This window comes from Streptomyces pimonensis (genome assembly GCF_041380215.1).
Lineage (GTDB): Bacteria > Actinomycetota > Actinomycetes > Streptomycetales > Streptomycetaceae > Streptomyces > Streptomyces pimonensis.
Map to the genome: position 1 here is coordinate 87,284 of NZ_JAHWZY010000010.1, position 12,270 is coordinate 99,553.

Here is a 12,270-nt window from a genome sequence, read left to right on the forward strand (position 1 = left end):
GACGGCGGGGCCGGGCGGCCCGGCCGGTCGGTGGCCCTGAGGGCGGCGGGCAAGGATGTGCGGAAAAGAGGGATGCGGTGAACCGACCTGTCGTCAGGGGCTGCTCAGCAGCGGGGCGATCACGCCGAGCGAGTCGGAGCGGCTGAGCATCGTGTAGTGGTCCCCGGGACAGCCGCGGACCGTCAGTCCGTGCGGGGCGAGCGGCGACCAGCCGAGCGTGTCGTCGCCCGGTACCAGACTGCGCTCGGCCTTCACCAGCAGCAGCGGGAGGGGTGCCGGCCCGGGGCGGTGTGCGGCCGTCAGGCGGTTGTTGCGCAGCAGGCCGTCGACGTAGGTGTCGTAGAGCTTGCGCAGGCCCGGCAGCGGTGTGTCCGCGGGCAGCGCTCCCGCGGCGACCGCCGCGTCGAGCACTGCGACGAGGCCGTCGTCGACCCCCCGCCCGGCCAGCGCGTCCCGGGTCACCTCGACGGCCCGCTGCCGCTTCGCCCCGAGGTACATGGCGAACCAATCGAGGAGAAGAGCGGGTTCGAGTGCCTCGTCGGGCTGCTGGTACCCGTCGACGGGTGCGATGCTGTCGAGGAGGACCAGGCGCTCGGGTCGCCGCTCCCGCGGCATCGCGTGGACCATCGCGAGCGCGAGCACGCCGCCGAAGGACCAGCCGGCCAGGGTGTGCACATTCTGGCCGGGCCCCAGGCTGGCCAGCAGCCGGCCGGCCAGCGCCTCGACGGTCGTGGCCGCCCTGCCCCCGGTCAGCGCGGCCTCCGCGTACTCGGGTACCGCTCCCAGGTCCAGTACGGTCAGTCCGTCGCCCTTGGGCAGCGCCTCGGCGAGTCCGCGGTGGACCTGGGGTGAGAGGGCGCCGGGGTGGACGACGCAGATCGTACGCCGGCCCGGTGAGGCGGCTCGGAACTCGTGCGCGACCACGGGGCGCGCCTCACGCGGCGGCCGCACGCTGAGCGCTCTCTTCGGCTATGTAGGCAGCCAGGTCCTTGACGCTGGGGTGGTACCACAAGGTCGTGGTGTTGAGCTCGAAACCGAGCCAGCTCTCCATCTCGCCCGCGAGGATGAGCGCCTCGGTCGAGTCGAGGTCCAACTCGTCGAAGTACACCTCGCGCGACACCTCGTCGGTCGCCACGCCCAGACGGTGGGCGATCTTCTCGATCAGCCACTCTTCGGCCTGTTGAGCGGTCACTGCGGTCATCGTGCGTCGTCCTTCCTCGTGTGCTGGTGCGCGGGACCCTGGGGACGGCGGGCCGAGATGTGCCGGCATCGCGTCCCGAAGGCCGTCACGGACGGGTGGGGGATGCCCCGGGTGCGTCCCACGGCACGGCCCATGGGCAGGCCGGGGGCTTCCGTCCGGTTCGGTGCGGGGATTGCGGCGGAGTCGGGGATCTTCGGGCGCGAAGGGCGGCGTAGGCCGAGCAGCGTTCTTCCACGTCCTCGTCGTCGATGCGACGCGTCGATTCGGCGGGAACGAATACTCGCCGGTAAGCCGACTCGCGGGTAAACCAACTCGCGGTGTTCTGGTTCGCCTCCGGTGATTCAGACATGTGAATCCACTACGTCTGCCGGTGCCTTCGGAGTGGCCGCCCCGGGCACGCAGGCGACAGTGTTGCCACTTGCGCGAAGCTTGAACAACCGGCCTTCCGGAGAGTGAAAAACGATCCACGCCATACCGTGTGGGCTTGCTGCGGGACGGTGCCGCATTCGAGCGAATCCGTCCTGCTCACACGGGATTTCACGGTCGTGGGCGTCCGCCGGTCCTGCCGCGGGGGTCGTCGGTGCCGTCCTGGGCGCACACGTGCCGCGCCGGCTTGAGGACCGCGCCGTGCCGGCACGGGCGGTGCCGGCTGAGGCGGGCGCATGTCGTGCCGGCCCGGACGGGGACGCGCCGGGGCCGGCCTCCGCGGCCGGTGCCCGCCATCAACTCCCAAGCCCCGCAAGGGGACCGCTGCAATCGGGTGCGCCACGGCCGGCGCCGTGCGGGGGCGCGGCCGCTCCGGCGGCAGCCCGGACCGGTCGGGAAGGGGAGGGACTGGGGCGGAGCCGGTTCTCCCCGACCGGCCACGGCGACGTGGTGGCTCCGGCGGGTGTCCGGCGCGACCGGACCGGTGCGATGGCGCCACGGACGCCGGCGTGAGGGGCTTTTGAATAATCGCGTGATTGGCCAATAATAGGAGTGGCCGTCCCGACTGAAGCCGTCAACGCATGCGTGTGCAAACTACTACGATGTGCAGGTGAAGGGAACTGACGGGATGACCACCCCGCCCGCTGGTATGACAGAGCGTTCGGTCGTCGACAGGACACTTCGCATTCTCGGAGTATTCGACCGGGAGAACCGGAACCTTACGCTTAGCGGCATCAGTCGGCGCTCGGGGCTTCCCGTCGCCACGGTTCACCGCATCGTCACCAAACTCCATGGTTGGGGAGCGCTGGAGAAGTGTGCGGACGGCACCTACCGCATAGGGCTGCGCCTGTGGGAGACGGCGACCCTCGCACCGCACACCGCCCTGACCGAGACCGCACAGCCGCACCTGGTCGGCCTGCACAAGCAGACCTCGGCCGCGGTGACGCTGGCGGTCCGCGACGGAGCCGACAGCGTCTGCCTGTCCCTCATATCCAACGACGCGCACCGCACGGCGTACCGGAGCGACGTCGGCTCCCGGACGCCGTTGCCCGACACGGCGGCGGGACTGGTGCTGCTCGCTCACACGGGTGAGAACAGCGGAAGACAGGTCCGCGCGGCGCTCCCGCGCACTCACCCCTCGCGCGGGGCCGCGGACGGAGCCGCGCTCCAAAGCCGTCTCGCAAAGATACGGCGCGAGGGCTGTGCCGTCGTCGTGGCCCCCTCGTCCCGAGGCGGCAGCGTCGCAGCTCCGGTGTGCGGCGGCCAGGGAACCGTGATCGCCGCCGTGGCGGTGACGGTTCCCGCTCGGCCCCTCCCGGTGATGCAGCTGCTACCGCAGGTGCGTGCCACCGCGGAGGCCGTGTCGCGTTCCATGCGGATCGACGGGGGGCGGATGGCGGAAGTCGGGGCGTGACGGCGGAAGGGTGACCGTCTGCCCGGACCCGCCGGGCCGGGCAGCGCGGACGGGAACCGTCATTCCCCAAGAACGGCGGCCGGCTGTGCGGTCCGGATCCCGCGGAGCGGAACCGGGACGCCGCCGGCCGCATGACGCCGACCGGGGACGGCATCCCTTGGAACCGCGAAGGCGAACGACACCGCCGACCGCATCGACAGACTTTTCGCGGACCTCGGGCAGCCCGCCCCTCCCGAGGCGAGTACCGACAACTCCAGTGCGTGACCGCTCTCCGGTGGGTCACCGGACCGGTCCTCGCTCGTCGACAAGCACCGTGGGCGGAGACAAGAACACGTCAGCTTCCACCGGGCCGTAGGCGACGTTGAAGGTGTCAAGCCAGTACGACCGCCCCGCACCCCCGCCGCGCTGCTGAAACGGTAGTTGAGCTGCCAGCGAACCCACTGTCCGGGAGCAAGCCGTACGGCCGGGGGCCGTCGTGGCCGAGGAGGTAGGGCAAAGAGGGGCCGGACCCGGGGGAGGACTCGCAACCGACCGTCGTCCTCGCGGAGCCGGACGTCGACCTTGCGCAGGTCTTCCCGGCCGTCAGAAGGGTCGAAGCCGTCGCACTCGTGCATACGGACCACGTGCGCGGCCCCGGGCGCCATGGGCGGGACACGAAAGCCGACCGGAACGGCGTTCCTGCGAGCTGCGGTCTCCCCGCCCCGGGACTGCTTCGTCCAGGACGTCCGTACCCATTGAACGGTGCCCCCCACAACGCCTTCCCCTGCCCACCTCACCGAAAGCCCCACCCGGTGCCCGCACGGCCTGACGACACCTCGGAGGGAGATCAACCTGAACTGTCGACATGGACTGCGACATGGTGTCCGGCCTGTTCCGGACACTGAGCTGCTCCGGCTCCCGTGTCGTACGGTCCGAGGTCGCGGTCGCCTGCCGTCGGCAACGGACCTCACCGTACCCGGCGGTGCCGCCGGGTACGGCCGAAAGATCTGAACCAATACCGGGAATCAGGCCGCGAGGAGCTCCTGCTGGCGGTCCGGCGTCCTGACCTTGGGCTTCCTGTTCGGCAGCGAGAGCCGGAAGACCTTGCGCCACGCGGAGAACACCTGCTTGGGCAGCGGCCCGGTGACGTACTCCAGCTCGTACTTCTCGAACAGCGCGCGCACCTTCACCGCGACCTCGGCGTACCGGTTGCTCGGCAGGTCCGGGAACAGGTGGTGCTCGATCTGGTGCGACAGGTTGCCGGTCATGAAGTGCATGGCCCTGCTGCCGCTGATGTTCGCCGAGCCCATCATCTGGCGCAGGTACCACTGGCCGCGCGTCTCGCCCTTGATCGACCGGCGCTCGAAGACCTGCACGCCCTCGGGGAAGTGCCCGCACATGATCACCGAGTGGGACCAGATGTTGCGGACCAGGTTCGCGGTGAACGTGGCGGCGAGCGTGTTGAGGAACGACGGGCCCGACAGCAGCGGGTGGATCACGTAGTCCTTGAGCACCTGCTTGCGGATCTTGCGGCCCACGGCCTTGGCCCGCGCGCGGAACTCCGGGTTCGTGCGGCGGCGCTTGTGCAGGTTCTTGCCGAGCTCCAGGTCGTACGCTGCGATGCCGTACTCGAAGAAGCAGGCGTTGATGAAGTTCCACAGCGGCTGGCCGAGGTGGAACGGGTGCCACTTCTGGTCCTCGTCGACGCGCATGATGCCGTAGCCGAGGTCGTTGTCCTTGCCGATCACGTTGGTGTACGTGTGGTGCAGCTCGTTGTGCGAGTGCTTCCACTGATCGGACGGCGAGACGTGATCCCACTCCCAGGTGGTGGAGTGAATCTTCGGGTCTCGCATCCAGTCCCACTGGCCGTGCAGGACGTTGTGGCCGATCTCCATGTTGTCCATGATCTTCGCCACGGACAGACCGGCGGTGCCGAGCAGCCACGCGGGCGGGAAGATCGAGAACAGCAACACGCCCCTGCTGACCAGCTCGAGCGTGCGCTGCGCGGAGATGACCTTACGGATGTAGGCGGCGTCTTTCTCGCCGCGGCTGGCGATCACCTCGTCGCGGATCGCGTCCAGCTCGCGGCCGAGCTCCTCGATCTGCTCCGCGGTCAGGTGGGCGGTGGGGTCGATGGCGGTCAAAGTGCTCCTACCGTTCGATGTCGCAGGGGCCCGCCGCGGCGGACACGCAGGTCTGGATGAGGACGCCCGGCTCGGCCTCGGTGATCTCGCCGGTGCGCAGGTCGCGGACGGCGCCCGCCTTGAGCGGCGTGATGCAGCCGAAGCAGATGCCCATGCGGCACCCGGAGGGCATGAGCACGCCGACCCCCTCGCCGATGTCCAGCAACGGTGTGGCGCCGTCCGCGTCGACGGTCTTGCCGGTGGCGCTGAACGTGACCTCGCCGCCGTCGCCGGCGACGACGATGCTGGGGCGGAAGCGTTCGGTGTGCAGGCGCTCCTGTACGCCGTGCTCGCTCCAGTGCTTCTCGGCGGCGTCGAGCAGGCCCGCGGGCCCGCAAGCCCAGGTCTCGCGCTCGGTCCAGTCGGGCACGAGTTCGTCGAGACGGGCGATGTCGAGCATGCCGTCCGTGGCGGTGTGCACCTCGGTGAGCCGCAGCTTCTTGTCCGCGACCAGGTCGTGCAGTTCGCTGCGGAAGATCACGTCGCGCGGCTGTGGCGCGCAGTGGACCATGACGACGTCGTCGAACTCGGTGTCGCGCAGCATGCCCATCACGGGCGTGATGCCGCTGCCGGCCGTCAGGTAGAGCACTTTGGCGGGCTTGACCTGCGGCAGCACGAAGTCACCGGTCGCCTGGTCGAGCTGGATCAGCGTGCCCGGTCTCGCCCGGTGGACCAGGTGGTTGCTGACCTTGCCGTCCGGGATCGCCTTCACGGTGATCGTGACGCAGCCGTCCTGGCGGTTTGTCGGCGAGGTGATGGAGTAGGCACGCCACAGGCGCACCCCGTCGACGTCCACCCCGATCCGCACGTACTGACCGGCTGTGTGGCCGCGCCAGCCCCGTCCCGGCCTGATCACGACAGTCGCGGCGTCACCTGTTTCGGGACGCACGGCCTCGATGCGCCCACGCAGGTCGGCGCCCGCACGCAGCGGGCTGACCAGGTCGAGGTAATCCGACGGCAGTAGCGGCGTCGTGACCATCTCCAGCAGTTTCCACGCCCTGCCGCGCAGGGCTGCACTCGTCATGCCTCCAGCTTGCTGCGCCTCAAGGCGTAAAGTCCTGACCGCAGGACGTGAATCTGGTCGGCTGAATTGTTCGCAGGGAACAAAAACGTGAGTCATGCAATCCGGAGGGCCAGCGAACTGGCCCTGGACGAGACGACGGTCACCGCACTTCGGACCGCGCTGAAGACCACCGCCGACGAGGTCGTCCAGGCGATCATCGACGAGGTCCCTTCCTACGCCAACGCCCTTTCGGGCCACATGGGCGCCACCATCCGCCGAGCCGTCCGCACCGCTCTGGGTCACTACCTGGACCTCGCGAGCGGGAACGCCACAGGCGGTGACGCCGGTGACGCGGCCTACGAGCTGGGCCGCGGCGAGGTCCGCGACGGCCGTTCGATGGACGCCCTGCTCAGCGCCTACCGCGTCGGTGCCCGCGTGGCCTGGCGATGCCTGGCAGCGGGTGCAGTCCCCGCAGGCCTGCCCGCCGCCGAGGTCGCCAAGTTCGCCGAGCTGACCTTCGCCTACATCGACGAGCTCTCCGCCGCGAGCGCCGCGGGCCATGCCGACGAACTGGCCGCCCAGGGCAGGGCCCAAGAGCGACACCTGGAACACCTGGCCCGCGACCTCCTCGCCGACGCGAGCTCGGACGTGCTGCTGGCCTCCGTCCAACGGGCCGGGTGGCAGCCTCCGGTTTCGCTGACCGCGGTCCTGCTGCCCGCTGCTCAGGCCCGGCCTGCCTACCGCGCGCTCGACCCGGGCACCCTCGTCCTCGACGATCTGCCGGACGCCACCGGTGTGCTGCTCGTCCCCGATGCCGACCGGTCGCATCTCCTGAGGCAGCTGTCCGACCGCACCGCCGTGGTCGGCCCGCCCCGGCCATGGACTCGTGCGTCCGCCTCGTACGCACGAGCCGTACGCGCGCGCTCCCTCTCCTCCGATATTCGCGACACCGAGGACCACCTGCCCGAGCTGGTGCTGAGCGCCGACGTGGAGGCGTTCGCGGACCTGCGTGCCCGAGCCCTCGCACCGTTGCGGACCTTGCCTGTCGCGACCGCACGACGGCTGGAGGAGACGTTGCGGGCGTGGCTGCTGCACCAGGGCAGACGGGAGGAGGTGGCGGCGGCATTGTTCGTCCATCCCCAGACAGTCCGGTACCGGATGTCGCAGCTACGAGAGCTGTTTCCGGATCTCGCATCGCCACACCGGGTCCTTGAACTGACGCTGGCGGTCGGTCTTCGGGACAGCTGAGGAGCACTGCCTCGTTCCCGGTGTCGTCAGCCGGCTCATGCGGCCCAGGGAGAGCGGTATGAGCCGGCTGAGGCCGGGGGCTGATGCGAGGACCGGACAAAGCCCCGGGAAGCCCGTCGGGGGCGCTGTCTGTGAGAAGCGCGGTGGCGGATACGGCTCGACTGGGTCCGGTGGACGATGCGCACCGGCCCGCTCGTGCCGGGGACCACCGTGGTTCCGCGACGGCCCCGTGTCTCCCTTCCGGCAGGTCAACCGACGATCGACCGGGCCGGCCCGGCACACCGCGCGAGGGATGATGGGGACGGAACAACGGATGTGAGGCCAGGAGCTTCCACGGCGAGGCGGGTTCACCGCCCCCGTGAGGACGCGGAGCTCAGTCTCATCCTCGGGATGAGTGGGGTTCCGGTCCTCGCATCCTCGCCGGGACATGGCTCAAAACAATCGAGCCCTGCCGGGTGACGGACCTCGTCGTGGGGCATCGCCGACGACTGTACGGACCGCCTGACGGCCGTCCGTACCGGCATCACGCGTTGTCCGGCCGCAACCGAGCGACACGGGATCACCAGAGCCACTTCCTGCGTCCTGCTGAAGGAGGGAGAGGCGGTGGCGCACGGCGCGGAACCCGTCACCATCGCCGAGGTATGAAAGTTCCGGGACGGCAACCTCTGAGCGGCCGCTGCGGCACGTGGCCGCGACGCCCGTCACGTCTCGTCTGTGGGAGCCGCGCCGCCTGAGGCACCTCGAGGCCGAGACACCCGCTGCAGGTCGCGCGCTGCGGGGGCAGGGCCCGTCAGCCCGGTGACACATCTCCACCCGCGTTGCGAATCATGCGCTGCAGAACCTTCAGCGTGATCAGGTACTCCTCATCCGGAACACCCGTGTGCACGTGCCTCCGGCTGGCCTGCTGTGTCTCGGCGGCGCGCCGATGCAGCGCCCTGCCTTCGTCGGTGATGTGGAGCCGGCCGTCCGCGTCCGAGACGAGCAGCGTCCGCTCCACCAGAAGGTCGAGGTCGGGTGCTATACCAGCGCCGACGTCCAGGTTGGCCTGGTGGGTACTGATCACCTCTTCCCGGGTGACGCCGTTCCTGCTGTGCAGGGCCTGGTGCAGAACCCACCACTGGGGCTGTGTGATCCCGATCGCCGCGAGTCGCCCCCTGACATACGCCATCAGCGTCTTGTTCGCAGCCCACGTCCAGTACCCGATCGGCTGGTTCACCAGCTCCCCGTCCTCGTGCGAGTACTCCATCACACCGCCTTCCGTCTCGGCCGGATTCACCTCGTGTGGTGTCCCGGGCGCCAGGCCCCTCAGACGCCGTACGTCACCGGGTCCGCTTCCGTCACGAGCAACCGTAGAACCTCAACTGCGGTTCAGTTCAAGGGGACAGCTGCTCTTGCTTTCGTGGAGTCCTTGAAGTCTGAGTTACGGCCCAGGCGTGAGGAGAACCACCTGCAGTGCCAGTACCACGTAAGTACCCGACGAACTCCGCAAGCGCGCCGTCCGCGAGGTCCGCTCGACCGACCGCCCGATGGCGCATGCCGTCCGTGACCTCGGCATCCACAAGGAGGCCCTGCGGTCCTGGGCCCGCCATGCCGAGGCCGACGCGGGCGAGCGCGATGACCGTACTTCAGCTGTAGACCGTGATCTTCATGTCTGGGATGCGGTTTGTCGTCGGTAATGACTGGCTCGTGATCGCGCCTGATGGCGGCGTCGCCAGACGGACCAGCTGAGCCGGTGGGCCGGGCCGTGATGGAGTCGGACAGCGACAGTGATGAACAAGCGTTGGATTTCGTTGCAGGTCAGTGGGATCAGGTCGTCCGGTGTGGGTCGGTGTGTGTTCGTCGGCGCGGGCGGCGGCGAGGAAGGCGTGAGCGAGCATCGCGAGGGCGACCCAGCGGGCCCAGGAGGGGGAGCGGCGGACCGGGTGCTCATCCAGCCCGGCCAGCCCCTTTTCGCTTTGGAAGGTCTCCTCCACCCGCCATCTGGAACCTGCGTCCCTGACCAGGGTGGCCAGGGACGCCGGCATGGTGGAGTGACAGCGGTAACAGGCGAGTTCACCGGTGGTGTGGTTGCGGCGGATCGGCAGCTGGTGGCGGCCCGGCGATGGGTCGGCGAGGTCGATGAGGTCGATGAGGGCCCAGTCGTAGAACCGCTGTCCCTTTGCGCCGCGTCCGGCCGAGAGCTTCTGCCAGACCCGCTTCGGTACCTTCGCCGCCAGAGCATCGGCGCGGAACCCGCCTGCACCGGTGGACGCTTCGGCCGAGCGGGCCACTGCGAGGACGTAGCCGATGCCGCGTTCCTCCAGAGCCGTCCGCGGGTTCGGGCTGCCGCCGTAGACCTCGTCACCCGTGACCCAGCCGACGCGGTGTCCGGCGGCCGGGAACCGTTCGATCATCACCCAGGCCGGTTCCGGCTTGGTCGCGCGAGCATCAGGGGCCATGGCAAGACTTCGGTGAAGTCGAGCGGGCCGTCTTCCAGCGGGTCGCGTGGTACAACGGTGAACGACTCCACTCCTCCCTCGGTTGCATGCCACCCGACGAGTACGAACAGGTGTGCTGGGCGAGGCCGGAGCAAGTTCCGCAGACCGCTTGATCACACGACTCCACCGAACTCAGGACACTCCGCGGACTCTACGAAAGTCGGGACAGCTCGCCCCTTGCCCAGGTGCACCCGGCGCCCGTCGTCGCCCCGTCCGCTCACTGGTTTCTGCGCCCCCGCATACTTGGCAGCGTGATCAACGAGTACAGATACGTGGCCTGACCAGCGGCGACGGATCTCCGGACGGCACAGGGTCTTGCGCAACCCGGTACGACCAGCCGGGAGGAACAGCCGGTGAGCGCAGCCCGACCGTGTACCCGTCACCGCCTACGTCCCCGGAGAGGGCGTTGACCCATTGGGCAGGAATGATTTTGATCAGGCGGTGAGGGCGGGCGGGGCCGTAGGGGTCGGGAGGATGAGGGCGAGCTGTCGGGCCGCGGCGATCAGGGTCCGGTCGGCCAGGTACGGGCCGATGATCTGGACGGCGAGTGGCAGGCCGGTGTCCGTGGTGCCCGCCGGGAGCACGATCGACGGCAGGCCGACGGGCCCGGCAAGGTTGATCCAGGTCGTCTGATCGAAGAACGAACGCCGTTCGCCGTCGACGGTGATGTATCGCTGGGGCGACGGGAGGGACGTCTGGTCGTCGACGGCCGCGGTCGGCGCCGCCGGCGTGAGGAGGATGTCGTGCTCTGCGAAGTAGTCGGCCCACCGGCCACGCAGCTTGTGCCGGGCCTCGTCGGCGCGCGCCCAGTCACGATGCCGCATGGTGCGTGACTTGAGGTAGAGGGCTCTGGGGTCGTCATCGGTGAGCGCGTCGGCGGCCTCGCAGTCGGCGGCGAATGCCTCGTCGCTCGCGGACGCGGCCCCGGTGGCGTACATCAGGCGCTGGAACAGCCGGTCGCTGGTGGCGAAGTCCACGGGCCGGGAGCTGTCGTCGACTATGGCTCCGGCGCTGCGGACGAGCCGGGCGACCCGGTCGAGGAGACCACGGGTAGCGGAGTCGACCCGGCAGTAGTCGTCATCTGCCCATATGCCGACGCGGTACTGGCTCAGGTCGGTGAACTTCGGTGCGGGCAGGTCGATCCTCCAGGCGGCGCCGTCGGCGGGGGCCGGGGCGGCGATCACGTCCAGGAGGACGTCCAGGTCCGCGGCCGTGCGGGCGATCGGGCCCAGGGCGATCATGTCGGAGCTGGTGAGCCACCCCGGCGGGCGCGGGATGTGGCCGCGGGTCGGCACGACCGGCGCAGCGCCCCGGGAGGTGCGCAAGGCGTAGACGCCGCAGTAGGCGGCCGGGAGGCGCAGGGATCCGGCGAGGTCGGAGCCGATTTCCAGCGCGGTGAGGCCTGCGGCGACGGCCACGGCCGGGCCGCCGGAGGAACCGCCCGGGGTCCTGGTCTCGTCGAACGGGTTCTTCGTCCTGCCGAACACCGGATTCGACGTCTGGATGTCCTGGCACATGGCGGCCGTGTTGGTCTTGCCGATGATGATGGCGCCGGCCGCGCGCAGCAGGGCGACGACGTCGGCGTCCCGGGCGGGGACGTGGTCGGTCAGGTCGGGGGAGCCGCAGGTGGTGCGCATGCCCTTGGTCTCGAGGGCGTCCTTGACGGTGACGGGCAGGCCGTGAAGGGGACCGAGGGTGGTGCCGGTCGCCGCGAGGTGGCGGTCGGCGGCGTCGGCTGCGGCGCGGGCGCCGGCGATGTCGAGGGTCACCACGGCGTTGAGGCCGGGGTTGACCTTCGCCAGGTGCGTGAGCGTCTGGTCAAGCAGCCAGCGGGCGGTGATCTGCCGGCAGCGCAGCGCGTGAAGCTGGGCGCACGCGGAGGAACGGTACGGGGCGGTAACACTCATGACGTCCTTTGTGCTGGTCGCGGCGGCGGCAAGCAGGGTACGGCGATTCAACTACGGGCTCCCGTGGTGCTTTGCGGTTCCACCCCCGCGTGTGGCCGACGGGATGAAGCAGACCGCCATATCGACGAGGTGACAAGGGGCGTTGTCACGTTGTTGGGTGAGTGACTGTCCAATGATGCGCCGTCAGTGGGTGTTTTGCGGCGCCTTCGGACCACTCGGCCAACCGTGTGCCCTCAGGCAGCAGTGTGCCCTCGGGTAGAAGACCGGCCTGGAATCTTCCCGGGCGGTGGTGGCGGCATGGGCCAGATGGCCGGGGCGGCGGAACCTTGAAGGTCTTGGACCGGTACCCCGCACACCTTGCGATGCACGTGACTCACGCCACAACAGGGGAATGTGTCCGTCCGTGCCTCCGTGAGCAGGAACGTCGAGATT

General features: G+C 69.6%; 9 protein-coding genes and 3 pseudogenes. 4 read left to right on the top strand and 8 right to left on the bottom strand.

What is annotated here, in order from left to right; translation table 11 throughout:
- Positions 1–93: 93 nt before the first annotated feature.
- Together KYY02_RS12725 and KYY02_RS12730 are read right to left on the bottom strand one after the other, a co-directional pair.
- Positions 94–924, bottom strand: a complete 831-nt coding sequence (locus KYY02_RS12725; protein WP_371238022.1) for a thioesterase domain-containing protein — start codon at positions 922–924, stop codon at positions 94–96.
- Positions 925–934: 10 nt separating this feature from the next.
- The gene (locus KYY02_RS12730; RefSeq protein WP_371238023.1) at positions 935–1,201 is read right to left on the bottom strand and encodes an acyl carrier protein; all 267 of its coding nucleotides are present in this window, start codon (positions 1,199–1,201) and stop codon (positions 935–937) included.
- Between the two features lie 1,075 nt (positions 1,202–2,276).
- On the opposite strand from KYY02_RS12730, the gene KYY02_RS12735 reads away from it, so the two are divergent.
- Positions 2,277–3,041: an IclR family transcriptional regulator gene (locus KYY02_RS12735; protein WP_371238024.1), complete on the top strand. Its 765-nt coding sequence runs from the start codon at positions 2,277–2,279 to the stop codon at positions 3,039–3,041.
- A 279-nt stretch (positions 3,042–3,320) separates the two neighbouring features.
- Here KYY02_RS12735 and KYY02_RS12740 read toward each other — a convergent pair.
- From KYY02_RS12740 to KYY02_RS12750, 3 genes and pseudogenes are all read right to left on the bottom strand, one after another.
- Positions 3,321–3,793: pseudogene (locus tag KYY02_RS12740) on the bottom strand (hypothetical protein).
- 252 nt (positions 3,794–4,045) lie between these two features.
- Positions 4,046–5,164: a fatty acid desaturase family protein gene (locus KYY02_RS12745; RefSeq protein ID WP_371238025.1), complete on the bottom strand. Its 1,119-nt coding sequence runs from the start codon at positions 5,162–5,164 to the stop codon at positions 4,046–4,048.
- 7 nt (positions 5,165–5,171) lie between these two features.
- Positions 5,172–6,227, bottom strand: coding sequence for a ferredoxin reductase (locus KYY02_RS12750; protein WP_371238026.1), 1,056 nt, complete (start codon positions 6,225–6,227; stop codon positions 5,172–5,174).
- 87 nt (positions 6,228–6,314) lie between these two features.
- Between KYY02_RS12750 and KYY02_RS12755 the strand changes: the two genes are divergently transcribed.
- Positions 6,315–7,454: a PucR family transcriptional regulator gene (locus tag KYY02_RS12755; protein WP_371238027.1), complete on the top strand. Its 1,140-nt coding sequence runs from the start codon at positions 6,315–6,317 to the stop codon at positions 7,452–7,454.
- 390 nt (positions 7,455–7,844) lie between these two features.
- Positions 7,845–8,099 (top strand): annotated as a pseudogene (locus KYY02_RS12760) (thioredoxin domain-containing protein).
- Between the two features lie 145 nt (positions 8,100–8,244).
- Here the strand turns inward: KYY02_RS12760 and KYY02_RS12765 are convergent.
- Positions 8,245–8,700 carry a MarR family winged helix-turn-helix transcriptional regulator gene (locus tag KYY02_RS12765; RefSeq protein ID WP_371238028.1) on the bottom strand — a complete coding sequence of 152 codons (456 nt, stop codon included), beginning with the start codon at positions 8,698–8,700 and terminating at the stop codon, positions 8,245–8,247.
- Positions 8,701–8,980: 280 nt separating this feature from the next.
- Here KYY02_RS12765 and KYY02_RS12770 point away from each other — a divergent pair, with 280 nt between their 5' ends.
- The gene (locus tag KYY02_RS12770) at positions 8,981–9,130 is read left to right on the top strand and encodes a hypothetical protein (RefSeq protein ID WP_371238029.1); all 150 of its coding nucleotides are present in this window, start codon (positions 8,981–8,983) and stop codon (positions 9,128–9,130) included.
- Here KYY02_RS12770 and KYY02_RS12775 read toward each other — a convergent pair.
- Positions 9,100–10,048, bottom strand: a pseudogene (locus KYY02_RS12775) (IS701 family transposase). The gene KYY02_RS12770 and the pseudogene KYY02_RS12775 sit on opposite strands and share 31 nt — an antisense overlap.
- A gap of 317 nt (positions 10,049–10,365) precedes the next feature.
- The gene (locus KYY02_RS12780) at positions 10,366–11,838 is read right to left on the bottom strand and encodes an amidase family protein (RefSeq protein WP_371238030.1); all 1,473 of its coding nucleotides are present in this window, start codon (positions 11,836–11,838) and stop codon (positions 10,366–10,368) included.
- Positions 11,839–12,270 lie beyond the last annotated feature (432 nt).